The 19,909-nt window shown below is 40.8% G+C and carries 11 protein-coding genes; 7 read left to right on the plus strand and 4 right to left on the minus strand.

Translation table 11 applies throughout. The features are described from left to right. Positions 1 to 46: 46 nt before the first annotated feature. The 4 genes from B4Z47_RS22235 to B4Z47_RS22250 form a co-directional block, all read right to left on the minus strand. On the minus strand, positions 47 to 1,663 hold the full coding sequence (locus B4Z47_RS22235; protein WP_115047539.1) for a RagB/SusD family nutrient uptake outer membrane protein: 1,617 nt from the start codon (positions 1,661 to 1,663) through the stop codon (positions 47 to 49). 9 nt (positions 1,664 to 1,672) lie between these two features. Further along, positions 1,673 to 4,786 (minus strand): SusC/RagA family TonB-linked outer membrane protein, encoded by a 3,114-nt coding sequence (locus tag B4Z47_RS22240; protein WP_286727913.1) that lies wholly within the window; start codon positions 4,784 to 4,786, stop codon positions 1,673 to 1,675. Positions 4,787 to 5,188: 402 nt separating this feature from the next. Beyond that, positions 5,189 to 7,444 (minus strand): GH92 family glycosyl hydrolase, encoded by a 2,256-nt coding sequence (locus B4Z47_RS22245; RefSeq protein ID WP_286727914.1) that lies wholly within the window; start codon positions 7,442 to 7,444, stop codon positions 5,189 to 5,191. Positions 7,445 to 7,542: 98 nt separating this feature from the next. Then, positions 7,543 to 7,713 carry a hypothetical protein gene (locus B4Z47_RS22250; RefSeq protein WP_158638917.1) on the minus strand — a complete coding sequence of 57 codons (171 nt, stop codon included), beginning with the start codon at positions 7,711 to 7,713 and terminating at the stop codon, positions 7,543 to 7,545. Positions 7,714 to 7,858: 145 nt separating this feature from the next. Between B4Z47_RS22250 and B4Z47_RS22255 the strand changes: the two genes are divergently transcribed. From B4Z47_RS22255 to B4Z47_RS22285, 7 genes are all read left to right on the plus strand, one after another. Then, entirely contained in the window at positions 7,859 to 9,688 is a 1,830-nt protein-coding gene (locus B4Z47_RS22255; RefSeq protein WP_070567428.1) for a right-handed parallel beta-helix repeat-containing protein, read from the plus strand. A gap of 33 nt (positions 9,689 to 9,721) precedes the next feature. After that, positions 9,722 to 11,323 (plus strand): sulfatase, encoded by a 1,602-nt coding sequence (locus tag B4Z47_RS22260; RefSeq protein ID WP_236560140.1) that lies wholly within the window; start codon positions 9,722 to 9,724, stop codon positions 11,321 to 11,323. A gap of 582 nt (positions 11,324 to 11,905) precedes the next feature. Further along, positions 11,906 to 12,496: an RNA polymerase sigma factor gene (locus tag B4Z47_RS22265; RefSeq protein ID WP_286727915.1), complete on the plus strand. Its 591-nt coding sequence runs from the start codon at positions 11,906 to 11,908 to the stop codon at positions 12,494 to 12,496. Positions 12,497 to 12,579: 83 nt separating this feature from the next. After that, the gene (locus tag B4Z47_RS22270) at positions 12,580 to 13,596 is read left to right on the plus strand and encodes a FecR family protein (RefSeq protein ID WP_286727916.1); all 1,017 of its coding nucleotides are present in this window, start codon (positions 12,580 to 12,582) and stop codon (positions 13,594 to 13,596) included. Between the two features lie 24 nt (positions 13,597 to 13,620). After that, positions 13,621 to 16,971: a SusC/RagA family TonB-linked outer membrane protein gene (locus B4Z47_RS22275; protein ID WP_286727917.1), complete on the plus strand. Its 3,351-nt coding sequence runs from the start codon at positions 13,621 to 13,623 to the stop codon at positions 16,969 to 16,971. A gap of 11 nt (positions 16,972 to 16,982) precedes the next feature. Continuing rightward, positions 16,983 to 18,368, plus strand: a complete 1,386-nt coding sequence (locus B4Z47_RS22280) for a RagB/SusD family nutrient uptake outer membrane protein (RefSeq protein WP_083296015.1) — start codon at positions 16,983 to 16,985, stop codon at positions 18,366 to 18,368. A 28-nt stretch (positions 18,369 to 18,396) separates the two neighbouring features. Further along, the gene (locus tag B4Z47_RS22285) at positions 18,397 to 19,869 is read left to right on the plus strand and encodes a TlpA disulfide reductase family protein (protein ID WP_070567438.1); all 1,473 of its coding nucleotides are present in this window, start codon (positions 18,397 to 18,399) and stop codon (positions 19,867 to 19,869) included. Positions 19,870 to 19,909: the final 40 nt, after the last annotated feature.

Genomic DNA, 19,909 nt, shown 5'->3' on the forward strand with positions numbered 1-19,909 from the left:
TTGCTTGCTTGCTTGCTTGCTTCGTAAAAAATATAGCAGGAGAAAATTAATACCCTACATTTTGTTTCAACGTTCCTTTACTGTTATCGATTACAGCTTGCGGAATTGGCCACAATTCATTTTTTCCAGCTTTGAACGTTCTATTTTCAGAGAAAAAACGGTCCGTTAGCGACGTGTAAGTAACCTTGCCTGTTTTAGGATCCACCGCACCTTTTGACAGCGCGCCATTGACAGGACCGTTCATCACATCTTTGGCTATTCCCCAACGAATAATATCAAAGCGACGGCGTCCTTCTCCTGCGAATTCTACACGCAGCTCGCGACGAACCAACTCACGCAGTTTGCTCTGACCACTGTAAACTGCTTTATCTACTTTTGGCATCTTTGCGCGTAGACGAACCAGATCGATATTGTCATATACGCTATTATCAATGATCCCCAATTCAATCTTTGCTTCCGCATTTAACAAAAGCATTTCGGCATAACGCATCACAATAATGTTGGTACCCACGTTCCAAATGTTCGCATAACTGCTCGGATTTTGGATATATTTCTTATAGTTGTAAGCTGTGCTAGATGCATTATCTGGACCAGATGGATAATCTTCCGATTTCGGATTTAATGGATCGAAATATTTACCATTGTACAGTGCTCCTGGATAAACAATTGTTGCACTCAGGCGTGGATCTCTTTTTTCATAGGGATTGGCAGGGTCATAAGATTTCGACTCATCAATAGTCTGTCCATCGGCAGTTTCGTAAGCATCTACCAAGCTCTGTGTTGGTACAATAGACCCCCATCCTCCCATCGAATTAGGCAGCATAATACCGAGTGAAGTGTATCCTTGAACATTTACCAAATATTCGATATTCATCATAACCTCACTGTTGTTTTCATTTGCCTCTTCAAATAGGGTTGCATAATCATCGAATAATTTATAATTAGCCGAAGAGATGATCTCCTGTGTTGTATTGATGACATCCTGATATTTCTTTTCAAAAGCATAACAGCGAGCCAACAAACCAAGGGCGGCACCTTTTGACATCCGCCCGCCTCCCTTAGCAAACGACAAATCTGCTGCAGCTTCTTTCAATTCTTTTTCCACAAATTCCAATACTTCTTTTTGCGTATTTGCAGGCACGAACGAATTTTCTGTGGTCAAAGTTTTCGTAATGATAGGTACTCCCCCAAATAAGGTCGCCATATCAAAATACTTATATGCGCGTATGACGCGTACCTCAGCGGTCAGCCGTTTCTTTTTTTCAGCATTAACCGGCGATTTTTCAATATTTTCAAGGATATAATTAGCACGACGGATATGCTCGTACGTATAGCGTGCCTCTGCGTTTCCAGAGTTTGTCGGTGTTGCCGTCCCATTTCCCAAAGCTTGGAATCCTTCCCAAGGGAAATCACTATTGGAGTTATCCGAAGTACAGTCCATGTAAAAGATCTGTGTACCGTCTTCCCAAGCAGATCCTTCGGCCAGCTTACCGTCGCTTCCCCTTGTACCGCTGTACAAACCTGTTACAGCAAAATCGGTTTCTGCTTCCGTTTTCCAAAAATTATCGGCATTATATGCATCCAACGGTTCCTGATCGAGTTTTTGACAAGAGAACAATAAGGTGGCTACGCTCAATGCAATCGTTATATTTCTAAGTTTCATGATTTTCAATTAAAAGTTTACGTTAAGACCAAACACATTTGTTTTCACTTGTGGGTAGTAATTACCTCTAGAATCCGCTGGAGCCTCCGGATCAAATCCTTTAGCAAAACCAGTAAAAGTCAAGAGGTTTTGCCCACTATAGTATACCTTAGCCCCTTTAATACCGATTCTATCCGTAAACGTTTTTGGTAAGGTATAACCGAAGGTAATGTTCTTCAAGCGGACATAACTTGCATTCTGTATCCAAAAATCGGAAGGAGTGCCTGAAGGACTATTTTGTGACCAACTGGTCAATGCCCTCGGCATCGATCCATTTGGATTGGTCTCTGCATTGAAACGATCTGCAAAAATGGTTGTCGGTTTATCAGATCCCGAGATCCCGCCAATGGCTTCACCCCAAAGATAGCCCTGTACTTTAGCGGCCCCTTGGAAGAATAGGCTCAGATCAAAGTTTTTATAACTCATATTGGACGTCAGACCAAAGATGAATTTCGGATCAGGCGAACCTAGATATACACGGTCATTTCCATCGATTTTTTTATCGCCATTCTGATCTTTATAGATAATATCACCAGCACCTACAGTTCCATTTACGCCTTGAATGCCACTGTTTTTATATTCTTCATCCGAACGATAGATTCCTGCTGTTTCGTAGCCATAAAACGAACGGATTGGTCGGCCCTGCTCATAGATATAGAAAGTTCCATTGACCTGTGGTTCGTCGCTCGCCCATTTTTTAATCTGGTTGTTGATATAAGAACCGTTTGCGGCAATGCTATATTTGAAATCTCCGATACTATTTTGATAATTTACTTGTAGCTCTACCCCATTATTTTGTACTTTCCCTGCATTTTGGTAAGGTGCTGGAAGACCATATAAGTTCGATACAGGCAGTTTTAACAATACCCCATCAGTTTTACGGTCAAAGTATTCAAATACAAAGCCTAGATTATTTTTGAAGTTCAGGTCCAAACCAATGTTGGTGCTTGTCGTTGACTCCCATTTTAATATTGGGTTTGCCGATTCTACGATGGCTCCACCGGAACTGATCTCACCACCAAAAGAATAGTTATAACCAGGAGAAATGGTAAATAAGCCTGGATAATAAGCGTCTGAAGAAGGATATGAATTGTCTGATGTTGCCGCTAATTGTTGGTTTCCTAGTTTACCCCAACCGCCCCTTAATTTCAATTCTGAGATTACATCAGACAACGAGGATTCTTTAAAGAAATCTTCTTGAGAAATACGCCATCCTGCTGAGAAAGACGGGAATGTACTCCAACGATTGCTTCCCAAGAATCGCGATGTTCCATCACGTCTCACATTGGCTTCCAATAGGTACTTATCCGCAAATGCATAATTGATACGACCGAAGAAAGAGCGTAATATTAGCTTTTTGGCTCCCCCATCGACTTTCATTCCGTCTTTGCTGCCCAAATTCAGTTCTGAAAAATCATTATTTAAGAAACCTTGTGCATAAGCACTGGAGTAATCCGCACGGAATGTTTCATCCATAAAACCACCTAAAACATTGATCTGATGGTCAGCAATCTTTTTGTCATAGGTCAACAAGGTTTGAAAAGTCAATCGTTCAGATTGAAAGTTGTAAACAGTCAGATTATTCACCCCTTGCTTAGGTCCCAAATCACCGTTCGGTGCATAGTATTGGATGTCTTTGACGAATTTGGAAGACATATTGTCGATCGGTTGAAAGCCAACAACTTGTTTGATCTTCAATCCATCCATAATCTTAAATTCACCGGAGAAATTGACCTGCGTATGTTTATTGATCATATTGTCCTTTGCCTCCAGATCCATCCAAGCGATTGGGTTACCGTCGCTACCACGACCATACACACCATTGCTATATTTGTATGGAATAAAACTAGGAATACGATTTACCTGTCTAAAGATCTGTGCCATGTCACCTGTATAAGGGTTTACGGGTTCGGTAATACGTTGATAGTTATACGCCAGCCCTAAATCAAATCGAAGTCTGGAAGACACTTTTGCCCCCACATTTGTGCGTAAATTATACCGGTCCGAACTCGCTACTTTAATAACACCTTTCTGCCCTAGATAGCCTCCGGAAGCCATATACTGCACATCTTCTGTTCCTCCTGTAACCTGCAAATTATGCGATTGCTGGAAACCTGACCCTTTATACAACAACCCTAACCAATCTGTATTGGGATGACCGTCCGGATCAGATCCATTTTTGAAAAGTTCTAGATCCTGCTGGGAGAAACGCTGCATCTTCCCTTCATTTTTAAGAGCCTCGTTTAAGATGACAGCATGGTCATAAGAGTTCATATATTCCGGTAGACGTGTTGGATCCTGAATACCGGCATAGCCTGTATAATTCAATTGCGGCTTGCCACTACCGCCCTTTTTCGTCGTAATCAAGATAACGCCGTTTGCAGCCTTAGATCCATAAATTGCTGCACTAGGTCCATCCTTCAGTACCGAAACACTTTCAATATCGTTGGGGTTGATGTTATTCATCGAGCTTTCTATTCCATCGACAATAACAAGCGGATTTGCATTATTGATAGTACCTAGGCCACGGATTCGGATCGTACCGTTGTCTTTACCGGGCTGTCCTGAATTTTGAGTAATTGTTACACCCGAAAATTTACCCTGGATCGCTGAGGATACATTTGTAACGGGACGGTCCTGTAGATCCTTTGACGTGATCGCCTGTACAGCACCAGTTAGATTTACTTTCTTTTGTTTAGCGAATCCCACAACGACCACTTCCTCCAAAGCCTCATTATTACTTTCCAGCTGAATTGATAGGGTCGTTCCTGTAACTGTCACTTCTTTGGTTTTGTAGCCAACGCTGCTAACAAGCAAAATATCTCCCGCTTTAGCTCGAATTGCAAATGTTCCCTTTGCATCTGTCGATGTCGATACCGATGTCCCTTTGACCGAAACAGTCGCAGCCGCAAGAGGACCATCTTCTGCGGTTACTTTCCCGGTAACTTGGTTCTGAGCGGCCTCTTTTGCTGTATGTTTAAATGCAATCGGCATTTCTTCGGCCCACAAATTTTGCGAAGACGCAACAAGAAGAGCAATAGCAAGCAGGCTTACCTTTTGGTTACTTGTAAATTTTGAAATCATAATTAAATAGTTAGTAAAATTGAGTCTGTCAGTTTAGTATTAGAGTGACTGGTTCAGTACGTTAAATTAGAGGGATATTTTATGGGAACAAAACAATGGTGTCACGAAATCGATTGCGCAAATAACGCAATCGATTGTCTTTTATTTATTGAAATTCACTTTGTCACTTTTTTAGTATAAAAAACAATGCAACCGGCTGCATCCAAGCTGAAACGCTGTTGTTATATTAAAAACAAATACTTATATGTTCCATTAATACTTTATTAATGGACTATTAATTGGGTTAATTGTAAATAGCTAATGGAAAACAACTATCTATAACAAAAGCGCTGTGGATCGATGATCAACAGCGCTTTTTACTTTTTTACTTTCTGGCGTGATTATGCTGGTAAGCAAGCTATGTTAGTTTCCCCAATTTCGATTTGCTCTATTCCCCATCACAAATTCCAATGTGCCACCTTTCAGCACGTCGGCATGGGTCAGCTGTGGAACGTTCAGCGGCTGCCCATTTAATTTCGCCGATTGAATGTATTTGTTTTTTGCAGATGCATTCTTGCCGATAATTACAAAAGACTTGCCATTAGGAAGCTGCATGCTCACTTTCTGGAAAAATGGAGAGCCGATGCTGTAGGAAGTCAGACCTGGTGTTACAGGATAGAAGCCCATTTGGGAAAAGACCACAAAAGCTGACATCCCTCCACCGTCTTCATCGCCCGGTACCCCCATAAGATCGTTTCTAAACCACTCACCGATCAGTTTATGTATCCGTTTCTGTGTCATCCAAGGTTGTCCGGCGTAATTGTAGAGATAAGGAATATGCAAAGCCGGCTCGTTCGCCATGGAAAATTGTCCAACATTACCTGTATGATCGGGAAGCTGCGCATAAAAATCAAATTTCGACCGACCCAAAGGTTGCTGAAACATCTCATCAAGGTATTTGACAAACAATTCATTTCCCCCCATCAATTTGATCAGATCCGGAATGTTGTGCTGTACATCCCAACGATATATCCACGCATTGTTTTCACCATAATACTCCCGTGCTCCCTGTCCGCCAGAAAACACATAATCAAAAGGCATGATAAAATTTCCTTTGTCATCTTTGGGATGGAAAAATTTGGTCTGTTCGTTGAAAAGATTTCTATAATTGAAAGATTGCTTCATAAAGAGATCATAGTCAGCCTGGTTACCCAATTCTTGAGCAAGCTGTGCCAAGCACCATAAGTCGTAAGAGGTACCCAAGGTTACAGCGACAGGCTGTCTCCGTTCAAAACCGTTTACTTCTGGTATCGTTTCTTTCTCACCTGGATATAATGCTGGAATATAGCCTTTCTCCTTAAAAAATTCGTCTAATTTCCCCGCGGCTTTTCCCGACCAAGGAGCTAGCGTCTTTTCTGTAATCGCACCTTTTGCTGCCAGATAGGCTTTCTTGATGTCAAAATTACGTACTCCTTTGCGGTAAGCATCCAACAAAGTTGCTACACCATGATTGGAATTCATCCGTCTACTATCACCCGTAATCTCAGGGAAAGTAGGTAACCAAGGCTGCTCCATCTGTTCAGACATCCGGACAAAAGAATTGAGGATCAAGGATTCTGTGCCAGGCTCTAACAGTACCCGCAATGGATGATGTGCCCGGTAGGAGTCCCAGATCCAGTCATCGGTAAAAAAAGGTTTGCCCTCGTCCTGATGGACCTTACCGTCGAACGCACTATAATAACGGCCATCCTCAGAAATATTGACTGGCCTTTCGTAGGTGCGGTATAAGGAGGTATAAAACACATGTTTATTGGACTCATTGTCGCCTTCCACGGCAATTTTACCTAAAGCGTCGTTCCATATTTTACGGCCTTTTTCAGCCAGCTTCTTTTGATCAAAGTCGCTGATTTCACGCTTTAAATTGGCTTTTGCCTGTGCGACATCGATAAATGAAACACCATATTTCATGCGCAAGCTAGTCCCTGCCTGATTGAACTCCAATACCATACACGAATTCTTACCAACAGCTTCTGTTGCATTTTCAAGTTGTTGGCCTTGCAGTCGCTTTACCGCAACAGGCTTGGATTCGGGAATAGCATAAATATACACATGCGTTCCATTACCAATATCCTGTGTACCCGAAAGTCCCTGTCCGTCCCATTGAAGTTTTCCTTCCTGCGAGTTGAACTGAAGATATTTTGTAGAAGTTGTTTGAAACGTAAAGGTATACATCCCCGACTGATGCGACAGCGCATAGTCTACCTGAATATTCTCCTGATCCAACAGCACCGAATAGGCATACGGATGTATTTCCTCCTGATCGTAACTATACAGTTGTACCGGTTTCAAACTGCCTGGCAATTTCACCATGGGACTAAGATTGAATGCCGATTTTCCACGATGGCTGGTAACGATAAGCGGCAGACCGAACAGACGGTCTGACGTATAGTCTCCACGCTCAGGATAAACGCGCAAAAGGCTGTTTGGCAAGTGGACTGTTGGATAGATTGGCACCAATAAATGGCTGATGTTGCCCATATAAGGATTGACATAGTCAACATAATCTTTCGTCATTTTAGCCTGGGAAAAACCTTTTAGCATATTGACCGAAAGAAGAGAACAACAACATATTGTGCGTAACAATGTATTGGTTTTACGTTTGATATTCTTCGTTAGCATTTTAAACAATTAAGTATTTGATGGTTTAAGGGCGAAACAGTTGTTCCGCCCCCTAAAGTTAATTTTTTTTGGCAACATATTGTCTTCGCGCCCATCGATTATTTGGGACCTGTCAATAAATCAGTCTGCTTTACCTTCTTGATACTGCCGTCCTTGTTGTACTCCAAGCGGTCTACGCAGATGGAATGAAGCCCATCGTTGAATTCGCCATTTTTTTGTGACAATTCACTGTGATGGTAAAAAGCATACCATTTACCTTTGAACTGCAAGATAAATGTTGATTGATGTAGTGCGTAAAAAAAACGCTACGCTTTACGACTTAATTTGGATGTTGAACGATTATCCCTATATTCGACAAGCCAATCCCATAGGGAACTTGTGCGATATAAACCAATTTATCAATAGCAGGACATCATGAACATCCTAAAACCTTATTTACTTATCCTTCTCCTACCATTTATTTATTTTGACAGCCTTGCACAGTCCGCAACGAAGAGTATCGATCTTTCCACCTATGGTGTTGTTCCCAACACGGGCACAAATAGTACGGCATTGGTCAATAAAGCTATTCAATCCATCTTCAGCAAGATTGGCAAGAAACAACCTATTATTTTAAAATTCAAAAAGGGACGTTATGACTTTCATCCAGAAGGGGCGCTAACCCGCGAATACTACATCTCCAATCACGATCAGGACAACCCCAAAACCGTAGGTATGGCATTTGAAAATTGCGACAACATCACAATTGATGGACAAGGATCAGACTTTATCTATCATGGACGCATGTTACCTATCGCATTGATCGAGAATAAAAACCTCACGTTGAAAAATATCCACATCGATTTTGAGCGCCCTCAGATCTGCCAGGTCAAGATTTTACAAAACGATACAATCAACGGTACAATTACTTATCAAACTGCACCTTGGGTAACCTATACGATCAAAGACAGCATATTTTACAATACCGGTGAAGGCTGGCAACTGAGACCGACATCGGGGATTGCCTTTGAAGAAAAGACCAAACGGATAGTCTATAATACAAGCGATATCCGCGTGGGCACAACCAAAGTGAAAGAGCTCTCTCAGGGTATTATTCAAGCGCAGCAATGGAAGAATAGCAAGCTTATACCGGGTACCGTCGTTGCCATGCGCGCGGGATTTCGTCCCAGTCCGGGCGTATTTGTCCATAAAGGAAAAAATATACGACTTGAAAATATCGCCGTCCATTACGCCGAAGGCATGGGTTTGCTAGCTCAATTAACGGACAACATCACATTGGAAGGTTTCCGAATTGCACTTCGCAGCGATCAGGATCCGCGTTATTTTACAGCTCAGGCCGACGCAACACATTTTTCGGGTTGCAAGGGTGTTATTGTATCGAAGAATGGACTGTATGAAAATATGATGGATGATGCCATCAATATCCATGGCACCTACCTGAAGATCACCAAACGACTAGACGACAAAACATTGGTCGGTCGTTATATGCACGATCAATCCTACGGATTTGACTGGGGCTACCAGGGGGATACGGTCCAATTTATCCGATCCAGCACCATGGAACTCTGGGACCAGAAAAATAAGATCCAATCCATTAGCGTTTTACGCGAGAAAGCCTCAGAGCCAATCCGCGAATTCAAAATCACCTTAAGTACTGCTTTGGATCCAGCTATTGACCCAACAAAAATGGATATTGGCATCGAAAACCTCACATGGACTCCAGGTGTACTATTTAGCGGCAATACCATTCGTCACAATAGAGCCCGGGGAGCTTTATTCAGTACGCCAAAAAAGACCCTGGTAGAAAACAACCTGTTTGATCATACTTCAGGTACCGCTATTCTCCTGTGTGGCGATGCCAATGGTTGGTATGAAACTGGCAGCTGCCACGATATTCGCATCCGAAAAAACACGTTTATCAATGCCTTGACCAATATGTTCCAATTTACCAATGCGATTATATCGATCTATCCAGAAATTCCGGATTTAAAAAATCAGCAGAAATACTTCCATAGCCATATCGTCATCGAAGACAACCGCTTTGAAACCTTCGATAAGCCTATTCTTTACGCCAAATCAGTCAATGGATTGGTCTTTCGCAACAATCAAATCAAGACCAATAAGGAATATCCTGCATTTCATTGGAATAAAAAGCCCTTATTTTTTGAACGTGTCGCAAATAGCATTATTTCAAACAATACGGTAAATGGCAAACAAAGTGATTTAGAAACATTGGATCAATAACAAGTCCCGATATTTAAACTATAAACTGTCCCTATGTTATTTCGCAAAAACAATTCATCGTTCACCCTTGCGGTGTTATTCATGGGTATGTGTGTAGGAGGCCATGCGCAAACTGTCAACCGAACAAAAGTTAAGCAGAAGCACCAATCGGTATCCACAACAGAACGCCCCAATATTGTCGTGTTTTTTGTGGATGACCTCGGTTGGCAGGACATGTCCGAACCATTTTACAAGGTCAAAACACCGATCAACGAAAAGTTTCATACCCCCTATCTGGAAACATTGGCCAAAGAAGCCATTAAATTTACCAATGCGTATGCGACACCGGTGTGCACACCTTCCCGGGTGAGCTTTCTGACCGGTTTAAATGCTGCTCATCATCGTGTCACCAATTGGACCCATCCTAAAGCTGACACCCCGACCGATAGCAAAGATGAATTGTTGAATCCACCGGATTGGAATATCAACGGACTAAGCCCTGTACCCAAAATACCACATACGATATATGCTACTCCATTTCCAAGCATCCTTAAGGCCAATGGTTACTATACCATTCATGTGGGTAAAGCACATTGGGGATCTGCCGGAACACCTGGTGCCAGCCCTTTAAATTTGGGTTTTATGGTCAATATTGCAGGACACTCCGCTGGGCATCCACAAAACTACTATGGCGAGCAGAATTACGGAAACCTTCCTGGTAAAGCAGGTTATCAGGCAGTTCCCGACCTTATGGAATATCATGGCACATCCACATTTCTAACGGAAGCCTTAACCCGGGAGGCGCTGAAGGCACTGGAGGAGCCTATACGCCGTAAGGAGCCTTTTTTCCTTAATTTTTCAAACTATGCGGTGCATGTCCCGATCCAACCCGATCCACGTTTTGTGCAAAAATACCTCGACCGTGGCTTAGATTCCACTGAAGCAGCTTATGCGTCACTGGTCGAAGGTTATGACAAAAGTATGGGTGATATCGTTCAATTTCTTAAAGACAAAAACCTATACGATAACACCGTCATTATTTTCCTTAGCGACAATGGCGGACTAAGCCTCAGCCCTATGCGCACCGGACCAAGCCATACACAGAACCTGCCATTAAAAGCTGGGAAAGGGTCGGTTTACGAAGGTGGAATCCGGGTTCCTCTGTTGATCAAACAGGCCAAACAGCACCCTGCAAGCACAGATGCTACCCCTGTTATGGTCGAAGATCTCTTTCCAACGATTCTCAGTTTAGCCAAAATAGATCACTATCAGCTCGTACAGGAAAAACCAGATGGAAAAAATCTTTTGCCATTAATGGAAGGCAATAGGTCCGACAATTGGAACAGCCGTCCATTGGTATGGAATATTCCCAACAAGTGGACCGTGCCAGACGGCCCTGGAATTAACTTTTTCTCGGCAATAAGACAAGGTGATTATAAGTTGCTTTACGATATGAAAAATGGGAAGCTTGAACTTTATAACCTCCAGCAAGATATCGGTGAGCTCAACAATCTTGCCCCAAAAATGAAAGGAAAAACCAGCGAGCTCAGCAAGTTACTTTCGGATATGCTCCGCACGTGGAAGGCTCAGTTACCGACCTACAAAGCTACAGGACAGCAGATCCCCTATCCTGATCAAATTAAGCCGATGGATTAAGGGGCCTGCTTTGATGACTTATACAGCGAAGCCCCGATACAACGAAGCCCCGAAAGTACATATCGGGGCTTCGCTGGTTTATCCTCTCCTTCGAAGATACGATTTAGCAAAATCTGTTGCTATCCTGACAACTATCCTTTTTTTTCTTTTTTTGCAGATTCAATCAGTTCACGCATTTCTAATTTAATGAACATTAGGGGTCTTTTATTAATTTAAAATATTATTAAACCTTGACAATAAAAACCGAATTTTTTATGGCTCTGCAAGCATAAAACAAGATAAATTTCAGTACTCATCCAAAAACAAATGTACTTTTGACTATTTATTCGAAAAATTAAAAGTGAATTCTATTTTAATTTTATTCAACCTAATTTTGAGTTAATTACGGCTCAAAAACCAATTTCTTATGAATATAAGCCCAAATGATGATGTCAAATGTTTAATGAATTTCAAAAGATTAAACACAAAAAATAAAAAATACCTACAGATCTTGACCTTATTTAATAAAATCTGTAATATTGAAAAAAAGTTACATTCCTAAACCCTACCAACCCAAGGAATTCAACTTCACGCTATCATATCATGAAAAACGATAAATATCCAGCTCATAATGATGCAAGCTTGTTAGCTAAGCTTCGAGAAGGCGATTTAGAGGCTTTCAATATTCTGTATGATAAATATTGGTCTTTACTTTTAGATGAATCTTACAAAAGGCTCGAAGATTTGGCTTCCTGTGAAGAGATTGTTCAGGATGTATTTATTGAACTTTGGGAACACTGTCTCAGTAGAGAAATTCACAACCTGAAATCCTACCTCATTGCATGCATGAAATACAAAGTCTTTGAAACCTATAAGAAAAACAAACGCAGAAATATCCTTATCGAAGAAAATCATCACCTTTATCGAAGTTATGAAATTCTGGAAGGAGATCAGTATGCCGAAAAGGATTTAAAATCTTTAATTGAACAATGGGTAGCCCATCTCCCACAAAAAAGAAAAGAAATCTTTAAAATGAGATACTTAGATGGACTTACCACAAAAGAAATTAGTGATTTGACAGAAACTTCCCAAAATACAGTTCAAAATCACCTCGGAGTATCAATTCAAAAATTAAAAAAACTTGTTATCCAACATTTTTTGACGCTACTATTAATTTTATACAGCTGTAAATAAGCAAATTACAAATAAACACCAATTTAGACTAGTACATTTTTTCCTGTTAGGGGCACTATTTAAGTGAACATTGTACTAATCATATGCAATATCCTAACCAAGAGCTCGAAAAGCTAATTGACAAATACTTAAAAGGCGAAGCCAATTCGGAAGAAATAGACGTCGTGGAACGTTTTTTCGATTCATTTTCATCCCGACCGAATTTAAGCAAAACACTACCCGATCATGTACAGAAAGCACTCAAAGCACGCATTCATGGCAGAATTATAAAGAAACTGACTCGGAGGAATCAGAAAATATTCAATTTCCCTAGAATTGCAGCAGCTGCAGCTATCCTCTGTATCGCTTTTACATCTCTTTATCTTTACAAAATTACGCAATCAAACAATCAAGAACTAACGCTAACAAACGGACAACAGCAGCGAATTGTTCTAGAAGACGGTACAAAAGTTACACTTAATGCGTCGAGCAAAATAATCTACCCCGCCTCATTCAAAGATTCCAGCACACGTGAAGTTACTTTGATCGGGGAAGCATTTTTCGATGTCGCCAAAAATCCATCCAAGCCCTTCCTTATTCATACACCAAGAATGGAAATTAGCGTTCTGGGAACCGCTTTCAATGTGCGCGATTATGCCGAAGAAAATAATGCCGAAACAGCTTTGGTACGTGGCAAAGTATCCATTTGGAAAAAAGGAACTGACAATCAGAAATTTATATTAAAGCCCAAAGAAAAGTTTGTGATCAGAAAGGTATATGGAGTTGAAAAGGAATTCCCATCGACAACTACTAAAACCGCATCGGCTCCCATGGCAATAGCTATTCAGCCATTTTCCATCTCTGAAAAAGACGGATCCGCTTTAGAAACCGAATGGTTATTAAATCGGATTACCATTCAAGATGATAGATTACTGGATATCGCCTTAAAGCTAGAGCGCATGTATGGCGTGGAAATTAAAATTACATACAAAGCAGTTGCCAACCAACGCTACTCAGCAACATTCGAAAACGAACAACTAGAAAATATCCTAAAAGCATTACAAACTGTCAATTACTTTCAAATTAAAAAAACGGGGAAAAATCAAATACAACTATTCTAAAAACAATCAACCTATATAACTCACATGAACAAAACAAAACCCAAATTTAGAAAAGAGTCGAGATTGGCTTTACTGCTCATTTGTCTTAGCGCCATGCATATACAGAGCTTCGCCTATTCTCAAACTGAAAAAATTGATGTCTCCGTCCAGGGAGGAAAACTCGAAGATGTATTTCAAACAATCAATGACAAGAGCAAATACAAAATGTTCTTTAGCAAATCGACTCTCCCAAACTCGACAATCAATATTGTTGGAAAGAAAATCAGTGTAAAAGATCTTCTTTCCCAGTCTCTGGCCGGGAGCAACCTAACATGGGAAGTATTGGACAATGATATTATCGCTATAAAAGAAAAAAAACAGAATCAGCAACACATTGCGGGCCAAGTAGTCAATGAAAATGGAACGCCTTTGGCAGGAGTATCTGTTATCATAAAGGACTGGCAAAAAGCAGAATACCGCAATATGCAAACGAGTACCGCAACGGATGTCAATGGACAATGGGGGCTGCGTATTCCAAATGACGATGTCATTATTACTTTTTCTTTTATTGGTTATCAGAAGGTTGATATCACTGCAAAGCAGCTTATTGCCAATTCTACTCCTATTAAACTGAAACCGGAAGAAGGAAGCTTAGAAGAAGTGGTTGTTATTGGCTACGGTACGACAACACGTAGACTGAATACGGGATCAGTTGCTTCGATCACAGCGAAGGACATTACCTCTCAACCTGTAAGTAATCCCCTTGCCGCACTATCGGGAAGAATGTCCGGTGTATTGATCGCCCAAAACAATGGTGTGCCCGGAAGTGCTGTTCAGATTCAGATTAGGAATCAAGCGTCATTAAGTGGAACAACCTCTGGTTCAATACCGCTATACGTGGTTGATGGAGTTCCATTTACCAATTTTAACGGCGGACAACCTGCAACAGATAACCTCAATTCATTTGGTATCTCAGCTTCTTCAGGCGGCTTAAGTCCCTTCAGCATGATTAATCCAGCGGATATTGAACGTATCGATGTCTTGAAAGATGCCGACGCTACAGCGATCTATGGTAGCCGGGGCGCAAATGGTGTCGTATTGATCACCACAAAAAAAGGATCTGCAGGTCGTACTCGCATTGGTGTCAACTTTAACACCGGATTTACCGAGGTCAACCACTTTATCCCTATGTTGAACCTAGAACAATATCTCACGCTAAGAAAAGAGGCTTTTGCTAATGCTGGAGTTACACCTACAGCCGATAACGCTCCAGATCTTATGTTATGGGATCAGAACAAATCGACAGATTGGCAGAAAATGCTGATTGGAAACAAAGGACATATTACCGACGTTCAAGCGAATATGTCTGGTGGAAACGAATCTACCCGCTTTTTCTTTAATTCGGGATATAGACGCGAGAGTACTGTTTTTTATGGAGATAGCAAAAACAGTCGCTTTACCTCACGGTTAAACTTGGATCACACCTCCTCTGACAAAAAATTCAATGCCGCTTTATCAGTTAGCTATGCCAACGACAATTCCGATATGCCTTCCTCTGATGTCACATCTCTCTACAATTTGCCCCCCAATTATCCAATCTATGGTGACAATGGAAAATACTATTGGTTACCGTCATCAGCTTTTATTGACAACCCAATCGCCTTGCTCGAACGGAAATACTTTGGTAATACCAATAATCTGATCTCAAATGCCAATCTGAGTTACAAAATTATACCTGGACTGACTGCAAAAGCAAATTTTGGCTATACCATCACACAGTTGAACCAAAATAATCAACGCCCAATTACTTCCTTAAACAACACCGTCTCCAACCCGCTTGGATCTTCCAGTTTCTCTAATACAAAGGCCGAAAATTGGATTATTGAACCGACATTGGATTATGTAAAAAGTATCGGCGAAGGTAAATTTACGGCATTAATTGGAACAAGTTTTCAGCAAAATTCATCCCGTTCACAGACAACCAATGGTTCTAATTATTCAAACGATGCACTTTTAGGTTCGCTCAGTGCCGCAGGATTATTCACTGCCAGCAATAACCTCGTATATTACAAATACAATGCACTATTCGGAAAAGTAAATTACGACTGGAAAGAGAAATATTTGTTTAATGGAACTTTTAGAAGAGATGGCTCATCTCGTTTTGGACCTAAAAACCGATTCGGAAATTTTGGAGCAATAGGGCTAGGATGGGTCTTTGGAAAAGAGGATTTTATACAAGATAATCTAACGTTTTTAAGTTTTGGTAAATTGAGAGCGAGCTATGGAACTACAGGTAATGATCAAATTTCAAATTACCTTTATCTTCCACTCTACTCTTCAACAACCGCATATCTGAATAATCCTTCCATGAATATTGGAACACTTCCAAATGAATATATCAAGTGGGAAACAACCAAAAAACTGGAGTTTGCTTTAGATCTAGGTTTCTTGAAAGATCGAATTTTGTTTACTGGAAACTTTTTCAGAAATCGTTCTTCTGACCAGATAACTGATTTAGTTTTAAGTACTCAAACGGGCTACAACAGTTACAAAGAAAACCTACCGGCATTGATCCAAAATACAGGCTTGGAATTGGAGTTGAACACCACCAATATTACAAATGAAAATTTTACATGGAAAACATCTGCTAATTTCACGTTTTATAAAAACAAACTTGTCGAATTTCCTGGAATTGAAAACACATTTTATTCAAGTAGCTTTCTAGTTGGCGAGCCGCTCAATATGGTCCGTTTGTATCACTATCAAGGTGTAGACCCCGCAACAGGAAGAGCGTTATACGAAGACCGCAATGGCGATGGGGCTATAACGGGCGATGACCGATACGTTGCTAACTTAGGTACACCTTTCTATGGTGGATTTAACAATACTTTTTCCTACAAAGGCTTCGAGCTCGGCGTATTCTTTCAATTTAACCACCGCTTTGGAGTAACTAAAATCCTCAACACGAGACCTGGTGCTATGCTCAACCAAAATGATTACTGGTTGGACAGATGGACACCAAATAACAGCAATACCAATATCCCGGGAGCAATTATCCCGACAATACCGGCATCTTCAGCTGATGGAGTTGCATTAAGCAACTCTTATAATCAATATACCAGCTCTGATGCTGTCTATGGGGATGCTTCCTATATTAAATTGAGGTCTGTCAATTTATCTTACAACCTGCCCAAAAGCTGGACTTCGAGATTAAAAATGTCTAATTGTAATGTATTTATGCAAGGGCAAAATCTCTTTACTTGGGCCAAGAACAAATATGTCCTGGATACCGAAACGACCGTGCAAGGCGGTCCATCTGGTTTAGGAACTGGAACGATTGCCCAAGTATTGCCTCCATTGCGGACGATTGTATTTGGATTTAACTGTCAATTTTAAAACTAGAGATCATGAAATTAAACATCAATAAAAACATATTATTATTAGCAATTACCAGTGGAAGTCTTTTGACCAGCTCCTGCGAAAAATTTGTGGAATTGGGCGCTCCACCGACACAAGTTGTAGCTGGCGAAGCATTCTCTACAGATGCTTCTGCAAATAGTGTTATACGCGGATTGTATACCACAACATTAAGCATCAATCTCGCCGGGACTTCAACCTTTTATACAGGAATCGCTGCAGACGACCTTCAATACAATGCGGCTGATGCAAATACCTCGGAATTCGCCAGCAATAACCTGCTGAACACAAATGGGAATGTCGCTAATTTCTGGTCAAATTGCTACCAACTTATCAAGAATGCAAACAATGCGATATCGGGTCTCGAAGCATCCACCAGCCTTACCCCAAGTGTAAAAGATCAGCTCCTGGGCGAAGCGAAATTTTTTAGGGCTTATACCTATTTCTATCTCGTCAACCTCTATGGTGATGTGCCATTGCAATTACGTGATGACCTCCACGCTTTTGAAGATGCAATTCTTCCGCGAACTTCTGCACAGCAAGTATATGATCAGATTATTGCTGATCTAAAAGATGCGGAAAGTAAGATGGCGACGGCCTATGATGCAACGGCAAGCCCGAGAGGAAGAGCTAACAAAACTGCTGCAAGCGCACTATTGGCAAGAGTTTATCTCTACCAAAAGGATTATCAAAATGCCGAATCTTATGCGACCAAAGTATTACAGTCATCTGATTATGGCATGCCGACACCAGATAAAAATTTTGTAAACTCAAGTAATGAGGTTATTCTTCAACTTGGCAATCAAACGGGAGTAACGACATTTGGCTCCAATTATATTACCGCGGCTACAGCTACACCCGGCTACACTCTACCGGACGCTGTGTATAATAGCTTTGAGACATCTCCGACGGTTGACTTAAGAAAAACAAATTGGACAAGTTCAAAAACGGTCTCCAACAAAATCTATTATGCCATAACCAAATATAAAGTATCCTCGGGAACAGGTTCCGAATACCATATTATGCTTCGCTTAGCCGAGCAGTATCTTATTCGCGCGGAAGCGAGGGCTAAACTGGGAAAACTTGCCGAAGCCCGAACAGATGTGGATGCTGTCCGTTCTCGCGCTGGACTTGCAGGACTTAATTCAAGCTTAAACCAAACACAATTACTATCTGCAATAGAAATGGAACGCCTGCACGAATTTTTCGGTGAGTTCGGCCATCGTTGGCTCGACCTCAAGCGGACCGATCGTGCTACCGCTGTATTGTCTCCAATCAAATCAAACTGGCAGGCCACGGATGTCTTGTATCCTATTCCACAAGCCCAGATTTTGATCAACAATAAACTGACACAGAATCCAGGATACGAAGATTAATGAATTTAAAAAATCATACAGACAAAAAATGAAAACAAAAATCTTAACGGCTGCGTTGGTGTTTTCGCTAACAGCATCTTTTGCACAACAACCAGCAAAAAACAAATACCAACAGTATCTCCCCATTATAGAAAAAGGTACGTTGGTACAAAAGGATTCGCTTGCTAATGTATTAATGAGCGAATTAAAGACGTATAAATCGGAAGAAGACTACCGTACTACAATCAACATTTTGCGTTCTTTAGGGAAGGAAGATCTGCAGGCATCTGCAGAAGTACTGGCTAAGAAAAAATATCCAAAAGGATCACTAACCCGTGATGCCTTTATCACAGATGTTTTTTACAATGCAAGTACGCCAGTACAAAAAGAAAAAGCGTATAACGACCTTATCAAAAAATGGCCAGTTAAAAACTTCAAGGAAGAACCACTGACTTATGATTATGTATTGGCTAATTTAGCACAAAGTTTCGCGAACGATGGGAATGCACAAAAAGCAATATACTATCTAGGAGAAATGAAAGAACGATTCTGGCGCGGAAATGGATATATCCCTGTTGGTCAAATCCTCCTGAGGACAGGTGATACGACTACTGCAGCACCACTCTTAAAAACTGCTATGGATGATAGTTATTACTATTTAACCCTTCCAGAGAATCAAAAAGACAATAAGGCTCGGTTTGCGGCCATGGGATATGCAAGCTCCATGTCAGCTTATGTCAATATACTTGTTTCACAGAAAAAATTTACAGAAGCACTAGGTTATATAGAAAATGCATTAAATGCAGCACCAGAGCAAGCGGATGGTCTAGCGATGGTATACTACAAATCTTTAATGGGCACAGGAAGAAAGCTTGAGGCATATAATATTCTCACCAAGTTATATGCTAAAGGACAATTTGCGGTCGAAAATGATCTTAAAAAATTATATACTGAATTGAATGGATCTGTTCAAGGTTACGAGAATTTTAATGCATCCTTAAAAATAGAGTTAACGCAAAACATTCGCAACCATATCAAAGAAATGGCAACTTTTAAACCTGCACCTAATTTTGAATTACTCAATCTTAAAGGCGAAAAAGTATCCCTAGCCAGTTTAAAGGGAAAAGTTGTGGTATTGGATTTTTGGGCAACTTGGTGTCAGCCATGTATCCGTTCATTCCCAGGAATGAAGGCAGCACAGGACTCTTATGCAGATGATAAGGATGTACAATTCTTATTCATGAATACCTGGGAGCGTGATAAGAACTATAAGGAAAATGTGATATCCTTTATCACCAAGAATAATTATCCTTTTGAAGTTCTCTATGACGATCAAAAAGATCCACAAACCGGAGAAGTTATGGCCGCGAAATTCGGAGTCAAAGGAATTCCAGCAAAATTTATTATTGATAAGGAAGGAAATATACGTTATTTTCTTACGGGATCTACCCCAAATGTAGATTACATTAAATTAGAAATGAAAGAGCTCATCGAAGCCGCTAAAAAACCTTACAAAGGGTAAAAAAAGGGGGCGTCCAAAAAGATCGGACAGCCCCCTTTTT

It is taken from the genome of Sphingobacterium sp. UBA2610, assembly GCF_002339225.1.
Taxonomy (GTDB): Bacteria; Bacteroidota; Bacteroidia; order Sphingobacteriales; family Sphingobacteriaceae; genus Sphingobacterium; species Sphingobacterium multivorum.

Excerpts from the sequence above, each read along its gene's own strand:
- B4Z47_RS22235 (WP_115047539.1), bottom strand. The coding sequence starts at position 1,663 with ATGAAACTTAGAAATATAACGATTGCATTGAGCGTAGCCACCTTATTG.
- B4Z47_RS22240 (WP_286727913.1), bottom strand. The coding sequence starts at position 4,786 with ATGATTTCAAAATTTACAAGTAACCAAAAGGTAAGCCTGCTTGCTATT.
- B4Z47_RS22245 (WP_286727914.1), bottom strand. The coding sequence starts at position 7,444 with ATGCTAACGAAGAATATCAAACGTAAAACCAATACATTGTTACGCACA.
- B4Z47_RS22255 (WP_070567428.1), top strand. The coding sequence starts at position 7,859 with ATGAACATCCTAAAACCTTATTTACTTATCCTTCTCCTACCATTTATT.
- B4Z47_RS22260 (WP_236560140.1), top strand. The coding sequence starts at position 9,722 with ATGTTATTTCGCAAAAACAATTCATCGTTCACCCTTGCGGTGTTATTC.
- B4Z47_RS22265 (WP_286727915.1), top strand. The coding sequence starts at position 11,906 with ATGAAAAACGATAAATATCCAGCTCATAATGATGCAAGCTTGTTAGCT.
- B4Z47_RS22270 (WP_286727916.1), top strand. The coding sequence starts at position 12,580 with ATGCAATATCCTAACCAAGAGCTCGAAAAGCTAATTGACAAATACTTA.
- B4Z47_RS22275 (WP_286727917.1), top strand. The coding sequence starts at position 13,621 with ATGAACAAAACAAAACCCAAATTTAGAAAAGAGTCGAGATTGGCTTTA.
- B4Z47_RS22280 (WP_083296015.1), top strand. The coding sequence starts at position 16,983 with ATGAAATTAAACATCAATAAAAACATATTATTATTAGCAATTACCAGT.
- B4Z47_RS22285 (WP_070567438.1), top strand. The coding sequence starts at position 18,397 with ATGAAAACAAAAATCTTAACGGCTGCGTTGGTGTTTTCGCTAACAGCA.